Here is a 20,692-nt window from a genome sequence, read left to right on the forward strand (position 1 = left end):
TACCGGCCTTTTTTTTTGACATGACAAGACTTAGTGTAAATATCAACAAGATTGCCACCTTACGTAATTCACGCGGGGGGAATAATCCCGATGTCATTCAGGTAGCTTTGGATTGTGAGCGTTTTGGGGCGGAAGGAATTACGGTTCATCCAAGACCAGATGAGCGACATATCCGCTATGCAGATGTGCGCGCGCTCAAGGAGGTTGTTACGACTGAATTCAACATTGAAGGAAACCCGATGGAACCATCATTCATCGAATTGGTGATGGAAGTTCGCCCGGAACAGGTAACCTTGGTTCCCGATGCGCTGGGGCAAATTACCTCGAACCACGGTTGGGACACTATCCAACACCAAGGTTTATTGCAAGCACTCATCGCACAATTCAAAGAAGCTGGCATTCGTACCTCCATCTTCGTAGATCCTGTGCTTGAGATGGTGGAAGCAGCTGCAACAACGGGAACGGATCGTATTGAATTATATACGGAACCCTATGCAGAACAGTTTTTTGAAAATCCGACGCAGGCCGTGTCGGCTTACCGAAAAGCAGCCTTTCGTGCTAGCCAACTAGGCTTAGGTATTAATGCGGGACATGATTTGAGTTTGGAAAATTTGGCATTTTTTAAGGCGAATGTTGCCCCCTTGGATGAGGTATCGATTGGGCATGCCTTGATTTGTGATGCTTTGTATTATGGACTGGAGAATACAATCCAATTGTACAAACGCGCATTGAAATAAAAGCTAGGCCGTTTTGAGGCGGCCTAGCTAAATTTATTATTCGCGATCGCCAGTTAAAACAACTTGGCCACCAGCGACAGATAATTTAATCGATGCTACTTTACCCGCGGCACGAGAAAAAATCACATCAGCATCATATCCTTGAATCGTAGCAGAGAAAGTATCCTTCTCATTGCTAGGCTTCAAAACAGCTCCCTCAGCAGGATTTGCATCCGAACTAAGCGCTAACTGGCCATCTTTCATCGCAATGATGATTTTCTTCACGTATTCGTTGTCGGCCATTTTAAACGAGGCAACATAATCACCTAAGGTAGCCCCTTCTTTTTGACCCGTTAATACTTGGCCTTGTGCTTCGATTTTCACGCCTTTCACGGCTCCGGCCTCACGCGTGAAAACTACTGTCCCACCCATGCTTTCCAAGGCAAATTCATCCGCGTTTTTCCCAGGAGCTAATTCGGTATCGGGAAAACCTTCGGCTGCCATAATCACTTTGCTGTCTTTGACAGAGATCGTAATTGACTTTACATACGGATTTTCAGACAATTTGAACGTTCCAGCGTAATCAGCAGGATTGGATTGTGCAAGCAATTGAACAGCAGAAACGCAGATAACAAATGCTAAGGAGAATAATTTTTTCATAAGGAATAATTCGTTTAAAGATGAAACAAAGCTACACATTTTGACAAAGCCTCATTTGATAAATGCCAAAAAAGATAAAATATTTACCAAAATTTTGTCGCTCAATTATTTAAAACGATTTTGATTTAAAAAAGTTTTGGCTACATTTGAAACGTCATCAAGACAAAATTTAATCAATTCGCCCAGTAAATCGATAGGAGATACAATATGAGATAAACCTTTACGTTAACATTTTTGATTTTTATGATTAAAATTCAGGTTAGCGATGCGGCTTTATTATCAGCGTACATCCAAGGGGACGATAAAGCGTTTGAGACATTGGTCAAACGTAGTAAATCCAAAGTTTATACGACTATATACTTGATCGTTAAGGACCGCTACATTGCGGAAGACTTAATGCAAGAGGCATATATTAAGGCCATCGACGTGATCAAGTCGGGCCGCTACAACGAAGAAGGGAAATTTTTACCCTGGATTCTGCGTATTTCGTACAATATGGCGATTGATCATTTTCGGAAGGATAAACGTTATCCGACGATTGTATTAGAAGATGGCTCGAAGGTTTTCAACAGCTTTGATTTTGCAGAGGACTCGGTAGAGGAACAGCAGATGAAGGCGGATCAAGTGGAGAATATTCGGGAAATGATAAAAAAATTACCTGATGAGCAACGTGAGGTATTGGTGATGCGGCATTATGAAGACTTGAGTTTTCAGGAAATTGCAGACCAAACCGGCGTTAGCATCAATACGGCCTTAGGAAGAATGCGTTATGCGCTCATCAACCTGAGGAAAATGCTAAACAAACAAGAGATTGCCTATGACGCAAAGCTTTACCCCAAATGACCTTATTAAAAACTTGTACGAGCCTCAAACGGGCATCAACGAATCAACAAATGAAGGATTACGCTCGGAGTTAGCGGCATTCCAACAGGTCCAAAACGCCTTAGACCAGGCTTACATAGCCCCATCTGAAGCTGTGATTAATCGTATCTTGGATTATTCCAAACACAAAGAGTCGATTCAATCTTAATCTTGAAATTGTTTCTTATTTTGCATCAAATTCAACGCGATGCTAAAGAAGGAACGATTTCAAGCTTTTATTTCCCATTTCGAATCCTCATTTCCTGAGGCCGAAACGGAATTGCATTACAGCAATCCCTATGAATTGTTGGTGGCTGTCGTGTTATCTGCGCAATGCACCGACAAGCGTATCAATCAGGTTACCCCTGCCCTATTCAAGCGTTTTCCTGATCCGCAAGCATTAGCTGAATCCAACGTTGAGGAAATTTTCAGTTACATCCGTTCCGTTTCTTATCCCAATAACAAAGCAAAGCATCTCTTAGGTTTGGGCCAAAGACTCGTTGATCGATTCGCCGGCGAAGTACCTGAAACCCTAGAAGATTTACAGACCTTACCCGGCGTGGGTCGGAAAACGGCGAATGTTATCGCATCCGTCATATACAATCAACCTGCCATGGCGGTAGACACGCATGTGTTTCGTGTTTCCCGAAGATTAGGCTTGGTTCCGCAAACTGCTCGGACGCCCTTATTGGTTGAAAAAGCCTTAATTCGCCATCTGCCTAATGACATTATTCCGCGCGCGCACCATTGGTTGATATTGCACGGTCGCTACATTTGTTTGGCACGAACCCCCAAGTGCAAGGAATGTTCGATTACACATTTCTGTGCCTATTTTGCTAAAAATCAGGAAAAATGATTGAAGCAGCAGGAATTATAACATCGATATTAGGCGTCTATTTTTCAAGCCAACGAAAAGCTTCGGCTTGGCTTTGGAACATGTTGGCATCGGGCATTTATATGTATGTATTTTATGCGGCGGGATTATATTCCGACATGGAATTACAGGGCATATTTATTTTGATGGCCCTGTATGGCTTATATCAATGGAAGCAAGTGGATGAGGCATGGAAGCCATCGAAAAACAGTTGGGGCCAGACCATCATCGGATTAGCTTTAGCAGGATGTTATGGAATGATAGCAGGTTATTTACACGATCGATATTCCACACAAGTCAAATCGCCTTATTGGGACGCAACATTGACAGGTTTAAGTATGTTGGGGACCTATTGGGCAGCCCAAAGAAAAATCGAAAATTGGATTTTATGGATTTGTGTCGACCTTGCCTACGTCGGCATGTATTTAGTTAACGGTTTGTGGGGGACTGCAGCCTTGTATCTCGTGTTTGTTTTCATGGCGATTTACGGTTGGATTTCCTGGCACAACAAACTCAAAATCAATTGATTAAAAAATTGTCAGAGATTTTATTCGAATCAGCACACAAAATTGTTCAATAAATTTATCTTTGTAAGATAGAACGCGAAGAGATCAGTAAGGTGCTGAAATTCAAATAATTATAATTTTCGTGTTCGATTAAAATTAAAAGTATTTTTAATATATGGCGACGGAAGAGAAGAATCGTTATTCAGCTGAAGAATTAAAAGAGTTCGAAGCAATCATTCAAGGTAAATTAGCTGAAACCAATGCAGAGTTAAAGTATTTACGTGAAGCATTAAGCAAAAAAAATGACCCAGGAACGGACGACACATCAGGTAACTCAAAGGTCATGGAAGACGGGGCAGATACGCAAGAGAAGGAAAGCATGAATCAACTGGCGGTACGCCAACAAAAATTTGCCAAAAACCTCGAGAATGCATTGATGCGAATCAAAAACGGAACGTATGGAGTTTGCATCGACACGGGCAAATTGATTTCCAAAGAGCGTTTGCGTTTGGTTCCACATACACAGCATTCGATTGAGGCCAAATTAAAACAACGCTAGATGGGATTTTTCGACAATAATGGTTTGGTAGATTTATTGAAAAACTACTTGAAAACGCAATTTGAATTGGTCAAACTCGACATTCAAGAGCGTTTGGAAGCCTTATTGGAACGCATATTCAAATTCATCATCTTGGCTTTTGCTTTAGGTATTGGAGTATTATTCCTGCTACATGGCATTGCCAACATGATCAATGCCTATTTAGGCAGCCAATTCTGGGGACATTTAATTGTTTCTGGAGCCTGTTTTATTGTGGGCGCAATTATGGTGGCTAGCTTTCGCAAGCCACAGGAAAACGAAGATTTAGCGGAAGAAGAAATTACAGCAGATGAGTCAGATAACGAATAAGAAAGCGAAATTAGAGGCTGAGGCAGCTAATTTCGAAAATAAAATTGGTGAACAAATTGCCGACATTAAGCAGGTTGCCAAAGAAAAAGGCACCCAAATTTTAGTCGCAGGAGCTGTCGTGGCTGGGGCTTATTTATTATACTCACTGTTTTCAGGAAGTGATAAATCTGAGAAAAAATCAGAGAAAAAAGAGTCTTCTTTTTTAGGTAACGCCATTACATCCTATGCGGTAGGGATTGCGTTGTCGTTGGCAAAAGACCAACTAGTTGATTATTTGAGAAAGCTCGAGGAAGAATCAGTTAAGAAATAACAAATACATTTTTCCTCCACTACCTTTGGCAATCCTCAAAACAGGTTTGCCAAAGGTAAGGTTTAGTGGTTTGCCGAAAGTAGACTTGAGCGGATTGCCAAAGGTTATTGGGGGTATTCAGGAATTTAATTCTCCATCAAGTAAGCCTTAATAAACTCATTGATTTCGCCATCCAACACCGCATCCGTATTTGAGGTTTGGTAATTTGTCCGGTGATCTTTTACGCGACGATCGTCTAGTACATAAGACCGAATCTGCGAACCCCATTCAATTTTCTTTTTACCCGCTTCTACTTCCGCACGTGCAGCATTGCGCTTGTCGATTTCGATTTGGTATAATTTCGATTTCAAGAGACGTAGAGCCACTTCCTTATTTTGCAATTGCGAACGCTCCTGCTGACAGGCGATAATAATCCCTGAAGGCTTGTGCGTTAATCTCACCGCCGTTTCAACCTTGTTGACATTCTGTCCACCAGCCCCACCGGAACGGAAAGTATCCCAATCGATATCGGCAGGATTGATGTCAATTTCGATGGAATCATCGGCCAACGGGCATACATAGACGGAGGCAAAAGATGTATGCCTACGGGCGTTTGAGTCAAACGGTGAAATACGGACTAAACGATGGACGCCGTTCTCCGACTTCAAATTACCATAGGCAAATTCGCCGTCGACTTCGATCGTTACGGATTTAATTCCGGCCACGTCACCTGCGTTTTCATCAACCAAACGAACTTTGAAGCCATTTTTCTCTGCCCACATGTGATACATGCGAAGCAACATGGAGGCCCAATCTTGGGATTCTGTACCACCCGCGCCGGCGTTAATTTCGAGAACGGCGCTCATGTTGTCGCCTTCTTCCGACATCATTTTGCGGAATTCGAGAGATTCGAGCAGAGATTCGAGTTTGGCACCTTCGGCATCCACTTCGGGTTCCGTGGCTTCACCCATCTCGTAAAACTCCCAAATCGTCTCTAAATCGTCTTGTGCACTGGATAATTGGTCGAAACCATCCGTCCAAAATTTAAGTCCACGCATTTCGCGCATGGTACTTTCGGCCTTTTCGGGATTGTTCCAAAACTCGGGATCGAGTGTGACGGTCTCCAGTTCGGAGATTAAATATTTCTTATGATCGTAGTCAAAGATACCTCCTTAAAGCCTCTATTCTGGCTTTCAGGTCATTGAACCTGTCTCTTGTCATGTGGATTTCTGCTAAATAAAGTACAAATATACCCGATTTTGTGCTAAATTGCGGCCTCATTCATTTAAATCAAGCAATAAAATGGCGCAACAATACGATTTGATCGTGGTAGGCTCAGGCCCAGGGGGTTATGTAGCAGCTATCCGAGCTTCTCAATTAGGTTTAAAATGTGCAGTCGTGGAGAAAGAATCTTTGGGAGGTATCTGCCTAAACTGGGGATGTATCCCAACCAAAGCCTTGTTAAAATCTGCGAATGTATTTGAATACATCAAGCATGCATCGGACTACGGAATTACCGTGAAAGGAGCAGAAGCTGATTTCTCAGCGGTAATCGCACGTTCACGTGGGGTTGCTGATAGCATGAGCAAAGGCGTTCAGTTTTTGATGAAGAAAAACAAGATCGATGTGATCATGGGTTACGGAAAAATCCAACCGGGTAAAAAGGTGGAGGTAACGGATGCCGATGGAAAAGCGACGATCTACGAAGGAAAAAATATCATGATTGCGACGGGTGCTCGTGCTCGTGCGTTACCGAATATCCCAATCGATGGCGAAAAAGTAATCGAATACCGCAAGGCGATGAGCTTAGCTAAACGTCCAGATTCGATGGTTATCATCGGTTCAGGTGCGATCGGCGTGGAATTTGCGTACGTATACGCGGCCATGGGAACGAAAGTAACGATTGTTGAATTTATGCCAAACATCGTTCCCGTAGAGGATGAAGATGTTTCGAAAGAATTGGCGAAGCAATACAAGAAAATGGGTATTGACATCTTGACTTCATCGAGTGTGGAGTCGGTAGATACCAAAGGAAAAGGTTGCAAAGTTAGTGTGAAAACACCTACGGGCAATCAAGATATCCAATGTGACATCGTCCTTTCTGCGGCGGGTGTGATTTGCAATTTGGAAAACATTGGTTTGGAAGAAGTAGGTATCATCGTGGACAAAGGACGTATTCCGGTGAACGCATGGTATGAGACAAATATTCCAGGATATTTCGCGATTGGTGATGTGACGCCGGGTCCAGCTTTGGCACACGTAGCATCAGCAGAAGGTATCATTTGTGTGGAGAAAATCGCAGGTCACAAGACGGAGGCCTTAGATTATTCGAACATTCCAGGATGTACGTATTGTTCACCAGAAATTTCTTCTGTGGGAATGACAGAGAAGAAGGCACGTGAGGCTGGATATGATATCAAAGTAGGTAAATTCCCATTCGTGGCTTCGGGTAAAGCAACAGCTGCTGGAGCGCGTGATGGTTTTGTAAAAGTAATCTACGATGCCAAATATGGCGAATTATTAGGCGCGCACATGATCGGTTACAACGTAACGGAGCTTATCGCGGAAGCTGTTGTGGTTCGTAAATTAGAAAGCACGGCTTATGAGATTATGAAATCGATTCACCCACACCCAACCATTTCGGAAGCCTTCAAGGGCGCGACGGAAGCGGCATACGGCGAGGCAGTCGATTTATAAAAAGGAAAGAGGAGCTTAGCTCCTCTTTTTTTATTGTCCAAAATAGGCTTCGGTTCCACCCTCAAGCCAGTCGGCACCCGGAATCATCGCTGCCGCCTCTGCGGACCGACCACCCCCTTTTCCACAGACTGTGATGACGGGTTTGTCCGTCGGGAGTTCATGCAATCGTGCTGCGAGTTCTTTAAGCGGAATATGTTTCGCCCAAGGAATGTGGCCGTCTTCAAATTCGTTTTTATTGCGCACATCGAGGACAAATACTTTCCCGTGTTTAAGTAGCGGTTTGAAATCGGCTTGTGTCATCATTTGATTTCACGAACTTGAATTTGTTGATAGGCCACTTTGCTTTTCGGATCGTGGGCCTGAATAGCAATCGTTCCCATTTGAATTTTACGCGGGTCGGTGCCATTGCTACGATCAGCCGGTTCCGTATAATCGATCACAGTTTTGCCATTGATTTTCGTAGTGATATGATTTCCTTGTACGATGACGTTCAGATCAAACCATTCCTCATCTTTTACAAAAGTTTCTTTTGTATCTACGATGCCATAAACTGAAGCGGTACGACGCCAGTCGGTATGCGAATTATTCACCTGAATCTCATAGCCTTGTTTGGGCCAATCGTTTTCTAGGAATTTAGTACAAACATAGAGCCCTGAATTAGCGCCGGGATAGGTTTTTACGCGGGCGTGTACTTCAAAATTCTTGGGGGTGTAGCCATTGTAAAAGAGGTGGCCGCGGTTTCCGTTGACAATCAGCTCACCGTTTTCGATGCGAAAGGAACTCGGATTTTCACTGATTTTCCAGTTGTCGAGGTCTTTGCCATTGAATAGGTCGATCCATTGGGCGTTTGAGGTGAAGCTCGCGAAGAGTAAGAGAAATAGGAGGTTTTTCATGGGATAGGTTTAAATTATTTATGTAAGATTCAAATGTCTGCTTATAAATCAAGCATAATTCTCAAATTAGTTTTCAGTTTCACTTGCTGGTTTTGTGTCAAACGCCCCAATCTTTTAATAAGTCGAGTATTATCGATAGCACGAACTTGATCAACGAGCACATCACTTAATTCATCTAATTGACCCTTGGTCAAATGTACCCTCAAATATTCTAATTTCGGTTGGACATTTGTCGTAACAGGACAAATCAACGTGGACAAATGCATCGTATTTAGCAAGTCTGTTTGAACAATAACGACTGGCCTGGTTTTGCCAGCCTCCGTTCCTTTACTAGGGTTCAGGTTGGCTAACCAAATATCAAATTGCTTAATCTCCATCGATCAACATGTCAAATTCCCGCAAAATATCCATGGAATCGGCGGAAGTTAAAACGGATTCTTTAGCTAACGCTTTTTTCAACAATCTGCGTTTTTGCACCAAATTATACATGTTAACGGCTTCATTGATGTAACGGTTACGCGCCAAATGCAACTGTGCAGTTATTGCCTCCGTCTCATCAAAAATATGGTCATCTAATTTTAGCGATAAGGTTTTCATCTTTTCATTTTTTCTCAAAAGTATATACTTTTGGTATATTCTCAAAACTTAATCAACAGATTATCAATTGATTGATAATAAAAAGAAAATCAAATGCTTCAAATTCCATATTTATCTATAAAATGATATTCAGCTTCAGAAATCTTGTGTACTTTTACATCGTAATGGTTGGTAAAGCCTCTTTCCCTTAAAGGGTAACGTAACCAATCAAAAGATTTTCATAAAAAAAACCTCTGATTTGCTAGAGGTTTTTTTTATGCCCGAAAGTATTGATTAAAACTAGGGACTCCAAGGCCAATCCAAATTTATCAATTCATTGATATCACATAAGGCTTATGCTCCGCCAGGTATTCATCCCACTCTTCCCGACTCCCCCGAAAGACATTCAGGTCGGCCCGGTGTGTAATGGCCATCAAATCCGCATCGATGTTGAATTGCCAAAAGGTACAATCCATCATCGTAGGTCGCCAGGCATTCGTGGAGCTCAACCACAACGTATGATTCCCAAAATCCTCTTCGATGAAATCCCGATAGCCATCCCCATTGGTGTAGAAAATAGGTTGGTGTTTGGTATGCTTTTTCAGTTCCTTCATGAACGCATGTAGCCGTTTTTTCACTTTATCATGCGGAATGGCCCGATTACCATGCTGCTCCACATCGATCACCAAGGGCAATTGCAAACGCCTACCGTCCAACTGACGTAGGAAATGTTGAGCTTGCTCCTTCCCATCCACATCGAAACGAAAAAAGTGGTAAGCCCCTACGGGAATATCCCGCTCACGAAAGGCCTCATAATGCTGCTCAAAGGTATCGTCAATCCGATCGTCTCCTTCTGTGACTTTTAAAAAGACAAAATCCAAAGAGTCGAGGCCATCATAGATAACCCGACCATTCCAGTGGGAAAGATCTAAGCCACGCACCTCATAACTTTTGGCAAGTGCCCATGGATCACCGGGTTTGACATGGTGTTTTACATTTGGTCGGAAATAGAATACGAGCGCTCCCAAGAGGCCGATGAATAGTAGGAAAAAGAAAAGTACAGTTTTGGTCATATTAATGTTGGGCAAATTCAATCAAGGGTACAAAATTGCCTTTAGCGGCTTGCTGAATGGCTGATAAATAAAGCTTGCGCACATCGCCTTTTGAATGGGCGCCCCAAGAAAAGCGCTGCAACCCAAAGCGGTATTGCATCAATAAATCGGCCATGAGTCTTGCGTGCCGACCATTTCCATTAGGGAAACAATGAATGGACACTAGGCGAAATTTAAAACGAATGGCAATTTCCACGGGAGAAAAAGTTTGATGGAGAATCCAATATTGAACGTCTGCAAGCAAAACGTTTAACTCCGTAGGAATCGTATACCAAGGCACACCAATATTGGTTTCAACCTTACGAAATGCCCCTGCCCATTTCCAAACATGTCCGAACATGCGGCGATGCAAGAGGCAGATAAATTCAGTCGTCAACAAAGTAGGCAATGTCCGCTTACGCATTAGCCAGCGCAAAGCCTCATTGATATTCGCTTGTTCGTATGCATTAATCTGGGCATGCGTATGCAACATCGGAATCTTAAGACCCGTTAATTGGTCTGGATCCATAGGTGTTTGTCCAAATTCTGATGCATCTAAGCCTATTCCCATAAACTACTTAATTTCTGTTGCCTAATTTCGGAAATTAAGCGTTTCAATTCCCGGGCACGGTTTTGATTATCAAGTACTTGATTTTCAAGCAGCATCGCCTGATTAGAAACCTGCATTAATTCAAGCGCCTTTTGCTCAATGCGGGCATCCATCATGGACTCCAACGTACCTGACTTAGGTTTCAAATAATAAACCAAATCCATGTCCATCGCCGCAGCGACCTTTCGCAAACTCGCCAAACTAATCGCTTCAGCCTGTTCACGTTGTTCAAATTTTTTAACAGCGGGTACCGACAAACTCAGTCGGGAAGCCAATTGCTGCAATGTCATCCCAATCGAGGTTCTCGTAGCATGAATCCAGCCTGTGGGGACACGATCCTGCCGTTGGCCATTGACAAAGGCATGGATTTGATCGTCGAGCTGGTGATAGGATAGATTTTTCATTTTAACCTTTGAGTTAATATTTTAGACACAAATATAAACCTTTAAGTTTAAAAATATTAATAAAAGATTAGAATCCCATCAAATCATTTATTGAGCTATTCGCTTGTCGATTTGCTGGGCGGCAAGCACCAACACGTAATACAAGGCACATAATAACCCCGTTCCCCATATAACTTCTGAACCCGGATATCGAAAATCGGTAATCGTTATTAACCAACCCATCACAAAAACGAAAGCCGCGACAAGATATTTCAATTTGGGCCAACGAGTCCAAGAAAAAATCCAGCAATTCAGTAAAAACACGAAATTTTCAAACACCCAGAATATGTCGCGAGATTGATACATATAATCATATTGGGCATAATCAGGTAATGAATTCCCAAATTGCGCTTTTATCATCCAGGGAAACATAAAAAATGCACTTATAAACACGAACATGAAGATCCCAAGCAAATAAGCCCAACGGTGCTGTTTAGGGAGGTAAAAAAAGTTATTTTGCATTACCAGTAATAATCAATTGTTTCTTTTTATTATCGATTGTTATGGATCCATAACGTCCCATGGCACTTTGACCAAACAACATCCCTGCCGTGCGATTCTCGACAATTGATGCCATTACATTTTTCAAGACCAAACCCCCTATTTCTACACGCTTGAGCATGATTGTTCTAGATTCTTCATCGACGCCATTGGCCATATTGTAGACCTGGGTTCCAACATAATCTCGATCACTCAAATAACCATTCTTCATCATAAAATCAACTTCGGTTCTTGAAATGGATATATCCGATGCCCCTGTATCAAAAATCATATTCAATGGTAAGCCATTTATTTTACTCGATACTTCAAATGTCCCACCATTTGAAGACTTGAACGGGATAATGTAAGTGCCTGTGATTTTAGTGTCTTCAGGTCTAATAACAGGCTTATTGACAACCTTTGATTCAAATTTCGCTCGCCATTTAGCTACTATATTTTTAAACAATGGCAAATTCCGAACAGGATCTAAATCATTATCTTTTGCCAAGTGCACAAAATCCCGATAGCCTTTTTGAAAAGCCGTATCCAAGTAAGAAATCGACTCATTTGGCATCTTCAACAAAGAATAGAGGCAAGCCGCGTCGTAATAATTACCATCACTCGGATATTCTTGAAGTATTTTAGTCATCCAAGCCTTCGCCTCCGTATCCTGACCTAATTCTGCATAGGCATAATGTCGGACATTACTTCTCGAACCGGCTACAGTATCTAGCATAATAATCTTTCGAAAATCCGCCTGCGCGCGTACTTTATCATTAAAAAACTGTTTGTAAGCCCTTCCACGATATAAATAAACATAAGCCAAACTGCTATCCAGCTCAATGGCCGATGTATAATCTGCTAATCCATCTACATGATTTCCCTGAAACTCATCTTTTACCCAACCACGCTGCATGTAATAACTCGCTTCCTCAGGTTCTAATTCGATAGCTCGATCAAAATCTGCCACCGACATGTCATATTTCCCCAACAAACGATAGGCATCCCCTCGACGCGCAATCGCATCACTATAGGCTGAATCTAAACGGATGGCATCTGTATAATCCGTTACGGCTTGTTGGTGCAAACCCATTTCACCAAACATCTCACCTCGCTTCACGAAATAGTAGGAATGAAGGTTTTGCGTGATAATTTCGAAAATTCGGTCATAATCTTTCTGGGCTTTATCAAAGTCCTTTTTCTCCTGATGTAGTTGTGCCCTAATCAGATACAACAAGTCTTTTTGCGGAAATTCATTGATTAAGCTTGAAATCTTAGCGATAGCTAGGCTAAAATTTTTCTTCCCATAAACTAAATAATTATAACGGTATCGAGAACTACGGTCATCTAAAGTAATCGCTGTATATGCATCCTGAATAGCTAAATCGTATCTTTTTAAATAGAAATAAGCCTGCGATCGGTAATCATAGGATTGCACATAAGAGGGATCCAAAGCGATCATTTTACTAGCTTCCTTGACAATCGCTTCATATTTTTTTTCTTGCAGGTAGATGTTACACAATACGGTTCGAGCTCCTAAGTGAGAAGCATCTAAGTTGATGACTTTAAACAAATCGGTTTTGGCTTTTGCCATTAAATCCCAAGAAGCGTAACTGGAGGCGCGCTCCATGTATACTTCCGGTAAAGCAGGAAAAAGCTGTATGGCTTTGGCATAAGCTGCCTCAAATTTCGCTGTATCAGACAATCGCTGATAAATATCGCCCTTAGCAATCCATGCTCGTGCCATCACGGTATCCGAGTCGGCAAGATTGGCAATGGCCAAATTGACCTGACGTAATCCTTCCGCAAAAGCATCTTTCTTCATCTGAATCTTGGCCAAATAATAATATGCCTGACCCTCTTTCGGACGTTTTTGTAATTCTTTATTGAAGAAGGTGATCGCCTCATCGTATTTTTCTTCCTCGTAATTATTTATTCCCATTTGAAGGAAATAACTCTGAGACATGCCCGAAAAGCTGCAGGCCAACAATACTAAAATCAAGATTTTTTTCATATTCATAAATTTCAAGCAAGGTAAAAAATGTCCAGAAAGACTTATCCACAATTTATTTAACGGTCAATTGCCTTTTCCATTGTTGGTGCCGCAACTCCCCCATCTTCTCCAAAAACTGAAGCATGACGGTTACCTCCACTTTCGCGATTCGAAAACATTGGACATAAAAATAGGGCCTGTAATCAGTATTGAATGGAAAATATTCCAAACCTAGCATCTCATTGATACGTATAAAAAGTTCATCGTAATAATTTATCCACCCTAGCTCACTCATATAATTAAAATCACGGAGTGCCGTTTGGACATTTTTCGTATCGAGGGTAAGAAACAAGGCGGCTTCCCGACACATCTGAAAGTGAAATCGAAAATCTTCAAATTCTTTAACAAAATAGACCCGCTCGTACATCGCCGAATGCGCATCTTTTAGTTGGACTACTTCCTGAATAGACCGGATCTCACAGCCTTCGAAAATAGTAGTAGTAAATTGATCCGAGACTTTCATGAATTGCTCCAATTCCGCATAACGCTCACATAAATCCATGTAGCGATATACAAAGGCATCATTCGCCGCATAAAGCCGCAAAAGCCTATCTGCCTGATGTGCCAAATCCGCGTATCGGTCAATCACCTCCTTCAAATCCGACATAGAATAACGATGTGTCCGTTGTAAATGCAGCGCGATATACGCCTCGGCACAAGCTGACTTTAGCTCCAGATATGCCTCATCCGGAACAAAATCCGGTAATTCATCCAAACCCGGCTGCACATCTAGCGGGTTTTCCATGCGATCAAAATCCAATATCTCCATATCAATGAAAGACTAACCAATTCGTTTGTCGGCGCGTATTTTGACGCATCTTACCTATCTTAACCACACGATTCTCCGGGCTAAAATACGCCCCCTCGCTCCAAGTACCCATGTCCAAATAAATAGCTTGTTGGGCTCCAATTTTCAGTAAAGCTGCCTGAAATTCATCTCTTCGCATGTTGACGTCATTTTCTACGACTTCGAATCGATCTGGGAAAATGACAAGCGCCCGCCATAAATTCAAGGCAGCTGCGTGGGCGATTGGCAAAGCATGCCCATTCTCAACCAAGAGGTCTTGTTGGAATAAACTATTCCCTACTTTTGCCATTTGCTTCATTTTAGTGGGATTCATTTGATTTGAATGGACAATGCTGGGCCTTAAATACGAAATGACACAAAATCCATTCAATTGCCCACTAATCTGCGCATTGACCGTTTGCCCCCACTCTATGGCTGCACCTGCTATCGATTGGTTCGGATGTGTAAAAGCCGCCGGAACAATAAGCGATTGTCCCGAATGACAAATAGGTCGCTTGCGTACCCAATAAACTTGTTGGTCGACCGGAAAATATCCTGTCAAATGTACACCCCCAACTTTATATGATTTTAATTGAATAGGTTTAGCTATGAGGTTTAATCCCACACTCAATAGCAAACAAAAAGATAAATAAGAGGTCTTGAACACAAGTATTTAGTTAAGATTGAAATAGATTTCGATTGAATATTCAAGGTATTAAATAGCAGAATAAATCGCCAAGAAAAACGATTAAACGGTCAAAGATTCTGTGACAAAATTTTGACTTATCACCTAAAGCTTCAGCCTAGGGACTAGACGCGAGGTATCGCGTCTCTACATGTTGTGTCAACATATAATTATAACCCTAGGCTTTAGCCTAGGGACTAGACGCGAAGTATCGCGTCTCTACAAAATCACCCCCCACTACAAGCTTGTAATTTCCGGTCGAACAGCGATTTACCCCCCAAATTTGTGTCAAGTTTTCACCTAAACAAAAAACGACATGCAAAACAAACAAGCCATGACCCACCGCTTTTACAAGGAAACAGGAACCTGGTACATCGACCTCCCAGCGTATTTGGAGGCGGGGTTAGGGACGAAGGCCAACTTGATGATGGTCGCTGGAGCGGATATCTTTTTGGATCAATTGTCCAACCACGGAACGGAAGTGACCGTACACATTGAGACCGCACCGTATGCGGAGCAGAGCTTTGCCCTGAAGAAAATTGGCATCGGAAAAGATCAGGAATTATTGGATGCCGTGGGACATGCTCCCGTGGAGTATGGCGCGTATTATAAGGCCGACCGCAATGGCCACATTTTATGGTTGTGTCCGGTGACAGAATATGTTTTTGGCGGGGATTATCCAGACAATATCTACATCCATGTGGTGTCTGAGCATAAGCCAAAAACCTTCTATCACATCATTGCGGATGAGAGTGGATCCATGAATGATTGCATCAGCCAAACAGTTAATGGGCTTTTCGAACAACGCAATAAGATTATCGAGCTTCAGGAGAAATTTCCCGAACAAGAAATTCGTGTGGGCTTGACGTTTTTCAATAGTCAGGTACGCAACATTTTCGAAAATTTGACCGTCAACCAAATGGCCGCTCAAGTCATCCATAATTATCGCCCGAATGGAAATACGGCCTTATTGGATGCCATCGGAACAACCAGCCAAAGTGTGGAGCAGCAAATGAACTCCCCGCAGGATTCCGCTGTCATTATCATTTTAACCGACGGGTATGAAAATGCGTCCCGAATTTTTACCTTGCAACAGATCCGTGCGTTGATTACGCAAAAAGAAGCGAGCGGTCGGTGGACATTTTCCTACCTTGGCGCGACCTTAGATGCCGTGGACATGGCTGAGCAAATGCATATCAAGCGCCAAAACGCGATGGCTTTTGACAAGGCGAATATGCAAAAAGATGTTTGGAATAAACTCTCAGATTCCATGGATCATTACTTAGACAAAAAACGCCGAGGCGCGTCCTTGGATGAATTATACGACAAAAAATAGCCATGAAAGCAACCCTATTTCGCGGAGAAGACGTCCAACCGGAAACCTTTGAATCCGTCCTGCAATTGTTGCAGGCCATCTCGGGCATGAATACGTTTGTTGGCCAAGGGGATCCCCTCCCCTTGCCCGACAAGCGGGTTCTTCCGTGGAAGGATCTTTTTGACCTATGCCAAACGGCGCGCATGAAAAATGGCATCGAAGCCGATAGTTTCGTATTCATCTTGACCGAGAAACCGAACGAAAATCGCTTCTTTGGGTATTTGGACCCAGCGCATCCGAGGAATGGGTTTATCCATGCGGGGGATTGGGAACGATTTATTCATTGCCCAACGGAATTACCCGTGGCCTATCATATTTTGGCCTTAATGGTTCAGCATTACATGGTTCAAAAAGAGGGCGATTTGGTGCATATTCTCCATCAAGAACCCGTCGGTTGCGTGAATGATTTCTGCCAAAATAAACGCGAGGTCATTCTGAAAATGCGCACCGCCGACATCTGTCCAAAATGCATGGAACGACTCGTCAAAAAACTTAATCCGCCAGAAACGAATCATGTATTTGAACTGTTGGAATCCTTGCGGATAAAAATGCTGTTTGCCCAAAACATGCGGCAGCACATTGAACCCAGTCCTTTGGTCGTGACGAGCGAAAACAACCTGGTGATACCCGCCTATGGGAATTTGGAAATTCGCATGACCCCTTTGGAAAAGACTTTGTATTTATTGTACATGCGCTACCCAGAGGGCGTACACCTGACGAGTTTGGTGGAATACAAATCTGAATTGCAGGAAATCTATGCGAGCATCTCGTCCTTGGGTTCCCTAGAGGAAATGCGGCAATCGATTGATGACATGTGTAATGCGTTAAATAATTCCACCTCAGAGAAAATGGCCAAGATCAAAGGGCATTTTGAAAAGGCTTTGGGGAAGGAACTTGCCAAACATTATTACATTCAAGGGAAAAGGGGGGAGAGGAAGAGGATAGGATTATAAACTCATATATATCATGGAAGAAAACAATAACAAAATTCAAACTAAGGAAGCTCAATGGAAAGCAGCAAGAAAAGGAATCATCTTTTTCAGTGTATTTCATTTTCTCTTCGAAATAATAACAGAACAAAAATCCATGGCTGGCGTGTCAGTTGCCGTTAATTATGGATTAACAAGTTGGTATATCTGGAATCAGATTAAAAAAGGAAAAATCGCAAAGAACTTTGAGCTAAAAGGATTTTTAGCTTCCTTAGTTATATTCTTCATTCGATTCACAGCAGGTGTACTCTTCTTCTATTTCTATTATAAAATGCTATGAAAAAGCTTCTATTTATTTTAATACTCTTTGGATTCAATTGCACTTTAGTGGACGCTCAAAATTTGGATAAAAAGGGTGCTATAAAAACTAAAACGGGTTTCCTACTTTACTTTAATGATGAAAATAATAGTTACACGCTTAATTTATCTGGCGATATAGACTTAGCAAATTTTCCACTCGTAAAATACAATAATGATTATTTTCAATTGATTACATATCCTAAAAGCAAGTTTGGAGGTACTCAAGAAATGGCGTTAACTAATTATTATAATTGGGAGCATGACTACCAAGAAGATGAAATTTTCAAACAAAAAATCAAAGTAGAAAGGTACATATCCAGTCAAGATAATTTAAAATTACAGTATTGGAATTTTGCGCTTCCTAAAGATTCTAAAATAAAGCAACCTGTGCTAAAAACCTGCTACCTCGATTTCGTTCATGGCGAAAAACTTTTTAGTTTTTCGTTTTCCTCAATGGATGGAGATGTCAAGCAAGCAAATAACATTTTAAATGGCTTGTTTAAATCGATACAATTTTATGACAAGCCTATTGATATCAACAAACTTAGAGAGCAAGTAATGAATGGGAAAAATATAAATTAATTTAATCCCCAAATTGCTAAAATTGAATTATTTTTTCTTTGGTTCAAATAATAGTAAAACTAAAATGAATCCTTTATTGCGAAATCTAACAATTCTCGCTTTCCCTTTTCTGACTATAGTTCTTGTCAATGAATTTGTACGAAAAAATATTTCCAAATCGCACTATTCAATTCATGGCATCAAAACGATAAACTCCGCTAAATACATCCCTACTAAATGTACCTGGGCATGTCATAATAATACTTCCTATTGTAAAAAAGAACATGTTAAACTGCTAAAGCCTTATTTCAAGGTAACTGACATTTTTTATTTCGGGATGATATCAGCGCTCCAAATGATGGGGAATTATGCTTTGGCGAATATTTTTATTTTGGTACTATTCATCCCATTTACCTTTTTTTATTTTTGGTTTAGGTCGCTAGCAATTCAAGACGAAATAAATAGAATCAAAAATTAATTTCAATGGGATCAATAATACATTTATTTAAGGCACTATACGCTTATTGCACGGATTTCGTCATTAATTTGGCCAATCTATTAGGCCTATCATATTATGAAGTAAACTTCGTCTTTTTCGTCATATTATACCCACTCATTTTCATTGTTTCTTTAGCTATTTTCATCATTCAGAAAAATAGACTTATTACATTAAAATTTCAAGCTAATACACCTATCACGAATCAAAACCTATCAAAGTATCGGATAAACTCATTTAAAAAGGGTCAAATTTATTTGTTTGTAAACCTTGCATGGATGTTAATGATTGCGCTTGAGACCGTTCGTACTTACAATGATAGCGTCAAATATTACACCACCCATCTTTTAAGAGGGGATTACCCCCCTAAGGCTGACAGTATAGCCATTCCAATTTTTGAAGATACTTTTTTTGTTTTCGCTTTTTTGAGTGTCGTCTTAATAATCATAAACACCCTCCTTTTCATCACAACAAGAAAAGGAAATTTCCCGTCTCCCCTGTTTGTAATACCGAATAATTATAATGGGATAAAAATTTTCTGGGAGCTATTATTAGGACTTGCCTTTTTCATCGATGCCTTACTTTTCTTGTATCTGGAATGGATTGGATTTCTCTTCCAAGGTTTAATTATCCTGTTTTTAGGGGTTATGCTTCTGCATGTACGCGCAGGTCACATGAGTAAGTAATTATATTCCCAACAAAAACTTCAATATCATCATTAACAAGAAAAATAACAACATCCCAAAAACAACCTGAAGAAAGACTGGCCAGTCCGTCTTTTCCCCTTGTGCAAGATGAGGGATGTTTTCATGCTTAGAATCCATTTCATCTGAGGCAAATACATGTTCTTTTTCCTCCAGCTCCTTAAACCGCTTCCGCATACGCTCCCGCTCCTGCATGCGCGTAAAGTGAGCAACTTGCTCCTCAAATAGCAGGTCATTGATTGGCGATTTCATCAGATCATTATTCTTCATCACCTGGAAATCCGCCTTCGGAAATAACTCATACAATTTCGTAATATCGGCCACAGCAAAGCGATCAGCGAAGTGCTCAACCAGACGACTCAGCGACATGAGCGAATCCATGAGGACTTCAAATTCCACCCTCAATTCCTGTGCCTCCGGCGATAAACGCGGTTTGCGAACTCCGCGCGTTTTTATTTGGCGGGCAGCATAATAGGCCATTAATTCATCTATGGGTCGCATCATCTGTCCAAAAGTTTATCGATATGTGCCCGCAAGCGCGTGAGGCATTTGTATTTTTGTTGGCGTGCATTCGCCTCCGAACTATAACCCAATTCATCCGCAATTTCGCGCATGGAACGCGATTGATAATAAAACAATTGAAACAATTGGTAGCATTTGGAACGCGCCGCTGCCATCTTATTAAAAACCTCTGTAAAAATAGCGATTTCTCGTGGGCTGATGCCCTCGAGTTCCACGTCCTCCAACCAATCCTGGCAATCAAATCCATCCGGTAAGCTAGAGACCTCGGGTTCACGGTTAATCATTTTGAACAATTGGTTCTTCCCAATGGCATTCAGGTAGGTTTGAATCGTACAATGGAGTTCAAAACTAGGTTTACTCAAATGCTCAACCAACACCATCACCGCGTCTTGATAAATCAATTCCAAATCCGAATAAATCGGATAATACTGCTCCAAATAATGAATAAAATAACGTTTATGGTCCAAATAAATCTGGTCAATCGCGCGCTCATACCTGGCCTTAAACAGGTCAAGGTAGTATTGATTCGAAGGAACAGTTGTTTGTGCCAAAACGGAAGATTTGTGGACTTGAATTTAGTTAAATTCTGAGAAATAAAAATTTTTCAACAAAACAGG

Annotated in this window: 29 protein-coding genes; 14 read left to right on the forward strand and 15 right to left on the reverse strand. The window is 41.5% G+C overall.

Translation table 11 applies throughout. The annotated features are described in order from the left end of the window. The first annotated feature begins 20 nt into the window (after positions 1–20). Complete coding sequence (locus V7S75_RS05755) at positions 21–737, forward strand: pyridoxine 5'-phosphate synthase (protein ID WP_377975579.1); 717 nt, start codon at positions 21–23, stop codon at positions 735–737. Between the two features lie 36 nt (positions 738–773). Here the strand turns inward: V7S75_RS05755 and V7S75_RS05760 are convergent, their stop codons facing one another. Further along, positions 774–1,376, reverse strand: coding sequence for a hypothetical protein (locus tag V7S75_RS05760; protein WP_459512141.1), 603 nt, complete (start codon positions 1,374–1,376; stop codon positions 774–776). Positions 1,377–1,619: 243 nt separating this feature from the next. On the opposite strand from V7S75_RS05760, the gene V7S75_RS05765 reads away from it, so the two are divergent. The 7 genes from V7S75_RS05765 (at position 1,620) to V7S75_RS05795 (ending at position 4,834) form a co-directional block, all read left to right on the forward strand. Next, on the forward strand, positions 1,620–2,219 hold the full coding sequence (locus tag V7S75_RS05765; protein ID WP_459512143.1) for an RNA polymerase sigma factor: 600 nt from the start codon (positions 1,620–1,622) through the stop codon (positions 2,217–2,219). A gap of 13 nt (positions 2,220–2,232) precedes the next feature. Continuing rightward, entirely contained in the window at positions 2,233–2,406 is a 174-nt protein-coding gene (locus tag V7S75_RS05770; protein WP_459512145.1) for a hypothetical protein, read from the forward strand. 39 nt (positions 2,407–2,445) lie between these two features. Further along, positions 2,446–3,093 carry an endonuclease III gene (gene nth, locus V7S75_RS05775; protein WP_459512147.1) on the forward strand — a complete coding sequence of 216 codons (648 nt, stop codon included), beginning with the start codon at positions 2,446–2,448 and terminating at the stop codon, positions 3,091–3,093. After that, the gene (pnuC, locus tag V7S75_RS05780; RefSeq protein WP_459512149.1) at positions 3,090–3,638 is read left to right on the forward strand and encodes a nicotinamide riboside transporter PnuC; all 549 of its coding nucleotides are present in this window, start codon (positions 3,090–3,092) and stop codon (positions 3,636–3,638) included. The genes nth and pnuC overlap by 4 nt, the downstream gene beginning before the upstream one ends. 154 nt (positions 3,639–3,792) lie before the next feature. After that, positions 3,793–4,176, forward strand: coding sequence for a TraR/DksA family transcriptional regulator (locus V7S75_RS05785; RefSeq protein WP_459512151.1), 384 nt, complete (start codon positions 3,793–3,795; stop codon positions 4,174–4,176). Next, complete coding sequence (locus V7S75_RS05790) at positions 4,177–4,524, forward strand: phage holin family protein (protein WP_377975592.1); 348 nt, start codon at positions 4,177–4,179, stop codon at positions 4,522–4,524. After that, on the forward strand, positions 4,505–4,834 hold the full coding sequence (locus tag V7S75_RS05795) for a hypothetical protein (protein WP_459512154.1): 330 nt from the start codon (positions 4,505–4,507) through the stop codon (positions 4,832–4,834). Before V7S75_RS05790 ends, V7S75_RS05795 begins: the two co-directional genes overlap by 20 nt. 125 nt (positions 4,835–4,959) lie before the next feature. Here the strand turns inward: V7S75_RS05795 and prfB are convergent. Continuing rightward, positions 4,960–6,034 (reverse strand): peptide chain release factor 2 gene (gene prfB, locus V7S75_RS05800; protein WP_459512156.1). Its coding sequence is split into 2 segments (ribosomal slippage): positions 4,960–5,982 and positions 5,984–6,034, totalling 1,074 coding nucleotides; the frame shifts between segments, so codons are not numbered across the junction. An 81-nt stretch (positions 6,035–6,115) separates the two neighbouring features. On the opposite strand from prfB, the gene lpdA reads away from it, so the two are divergent. Further along, a complete protein-coding gene (gene lpdA, locus V7S75_RS05805) occupies positions 6,116–7,510 on the forward strand; it encodes a dihydrolipoyl dehydrogenase (protein WP_459512158.1) in 1,395 nt (464 codons plus the stop codon). Positions 7,511–7,540: 30 nt separating this feature from the next. On the opposite strand, the gene V7S75_RS05810 is transcribed toward lpdA, so the two are convergent. The 11 genes from V7S75_RS05810 to V7S75_RS05860 form a co-directional block, all read right to left on the reverse strand. Next, positions 7,541–7,813, reverse strand: coding sequence for a rhodanese-like domain-containing protein (locus V7S75_RS05810; protein ID WP_459512160.1), 273 nt, complete (start codon positions 7,811–7,813; stop codon positions 7,541–7,543). Continuing rightward, the gene (locus V7S75_RS05815) at positions 7,810–8,403 is read right to left on the reverse strand and encodes a 3-keto-disaccharide hydrolase (RefSeq protein ID WP_459512162.1); all 594 of its coding nucleotides are present in this window, start codon (positions 8,401–8,403) and stop codon (positions 7,810–7,812) included. Before V7S75_RS05815 ends, V7S75_RS05810 begins: the two co-directional genes overlap by 4 nt. Positions 8,404–8,444: 41 nt before the next feature. Next, positions 8,445–8,780 (reverse strand): type II toxin-antitoxin system PemK/MazF family toxin, encoded by a 336-nt coding sequence (locus V7S75_RS05820; RefSeq protein WP_459512164.1) that lies wholly within the window; start codon positions 8,778–8,780, stop codon positions 8,445–8,447. Beyond that, positions 8,770–9,000, reverse strand: coding sequence for a hypothetical protein (locus V7S75_RS05825; RefSeq protein ID WP_377975604.1), 231 nt, complete (start codon positions 8,998–9,000; stop codon positions 8,770–8,772). The genes V7S75_RS05820 and V7S75_RS05825 overlap by 11 nt, the downstream gene beginning before the upstream one ends. 308 nt (positions 9,001–9,308) lie before the next feature. Further along, positions 9,309–10,052, reverse strand: a complete 744-nt coding sequence (locus tag V7S75_RS05830) for a glycoside hydrolase family 25 protein (protein ID WP_459512165.1) — start codon at positions 10,050–10,052, stop codon at positions 9,309–9,311. Position 10,053: 1 nt separating this feature from the next. Continuing rightward, positions 10,054–10,641 carry a mobile mystery protein B gene (locus V7S75_RS05835; protein ID WP_459512167.1) on the reverse strand — a complete coding sequence of 196 codons (588 nt, stop codon included), beginning with the start codon at positions 10,639–10,641 and terminating at the stop codon, positions 10,054–10,056. Beyond that, entirely contained in the window at positions 10,632–11,084 is a 453-nt protein-coding gene (locus V7S75_RS05840) for a helix-turn-helix domain-containing protein (RefSeq protein WP_459512169.1), read from the reverse strand. Before V7S75_RS05840 ends, V7S75_RS05835 begins: the two co-directional genes overlap by 10 nt. Before the next feature lie 87 nt (positions 11,085–11,171). After that, the gene (locus tag V7S75_RS05845; RefSeq protein WP_459512170.1) at positions 11,172–11,585 is read right to left on the reverse strand and encodes a hypothetical protein; all 414 of its coding nucleotides are present in this window, start codon (positions 11,583–11,585) and stop codon (positions 11,172–11,174) included. Continuing rightward, on the reverse strand, positions 11,575–13,617 hold the full coding sequence (locus tag V7S75_RS05850) for a retroviral-like aspartic protease family protein (RefSeq protein ID WP_459512172.1): 2,043 nt from the start codon (positions 13,615–13,617) through the stop codon (positions 11,575–11,577). Before V7S75_RS05850 ends, V7S75_RS05845 begins: the two co-directional genes overlap by 11 nt. Positions 13,618–13,669: 52 nt before the next feature. Further along, positions 13,670–14,401, reverse strand: a complete 732-nt coding sequence (locus tag V7S75_RS05855; RefSeq protein WP_459512174.1) for a hypothetical protein — start codon at positions 14,399–14,401, stop codon at positions 13,670–13,672. A 25-nt stretch (positions 14,402–14,426) separates the two neighbouring features. After that, a complete protein-coding gene (locus V7S75_RS05860; RefSeq protein WP_459512176.1) occupies positions 14,427–15,110 on the reverse strand; it encodes a hypothetical protein in 684 nt (227 codons plus the stop codon). 334 nt (positions 15,111–15,444) lie between these two features. Between V7S75_RS05860 and V7S75_RS05865 the strand changes: the two genes are divergently transcribed. The 5 genes from V7S75_RS05865 to V7S75_RS05885 all read left to right on the forward strand — a co-directional run bounded on the left by V7S75_RS05865 (position 15,445) and on the right by V7S75_RS05885 (position 19,535). Then, on the forward strand, positions 15,445–16,464 hold the full coding sequence (locus V7S75_RS05865) for a DUF6717 family protein (protein WP_459512178.1): 1,020 nt from the start codon (positions 15,445–15,447) through the stop codon (positions 16,462–16,464). A 2-nt stretch (positions 16,465–16,466) separates the two neighbouring features. Continuing rightward, positions 16,467–17,456 (forward strand): hypothetical protein, encoded by a 990-nt coding sequence (locus V7S75_RS05870; protein ID WP_459512180.1) that lies wholly within the window; start codon positions 16,467–16,469, stop codon positions 17,454–17,456. Positions 17,457–17,469: 13 nt separating this feature from the next. After that, positions 17,470–17,772 (forward strand): hypothetical protein, encoded by a 303-nt coding sequence (locus V7S75_RS05875; RefSeq protein WP_459512181.1) that lies wholly within the window; start codon positions 17,470–17,472, stop codon positions 17,770–17,772. Then, positions 17,769–18,374 (forward strand): hypothetical protein, encoded by a 606-nt coding sequence (locus V7S75_RS05880; protein WP_459512183.1) that lies wholly within the window; start codon positions 17,769–17,771, stop codon positions 18,372–18,374. Before V7S75_RS05875 ends, V7S75_RS05880 begins: the two co-directional genes overlap by 4 nt. A 753-nt stretch (positions 18,375–19,127) precedes the next feature. Beyond that, positions 19,128–19,535: a hypothetical protein gene (locus V7S75_RS05885; RefSeq protein WP_459512184.1), complete on the forward strand. Its 408-nt coding sequence runs from the start codon at positions 19,128–19,130 to the stop codon at positions 19,533–19,535. Here V7S75_RS05885 and V7S75_RS05890 read toward each other — a convergent pair whose 3' ends face one another. After that, positions 19,536–20,057: a hypothetical protein gene (locus V7S75_RS05890; protein ID WP_459512186.1), complete on the reverse strand. Its 522-nt coding sequence runs from the start codon at positions 20,055–20,057 to the stop codon at positions 19,536–19,538. After that, positions 20,054–20,626 carry a sigma-70 family RNA polymerase sigma factor gene (locus V7S75_RS05895; protein ID WP_459512188.1) on the reverse strand — a complete coding sequence of 191 codons (573 nt, stop codon included), beginning with the start codon at positions 20,624–20,626 and terminating at the stop codon, positions 20,054–20,056. The genes V7S75_RS05890 and V7S75_RS05895 overlap by 4 nt, the downstream gene beginning before the upstream one ends. Positions 20,627–20,692 lie beyond the last annotated feature (66 nt).

Source organism: Aquirufa sp. TARAVU-A1A (genome assembly GCF_054558675.1).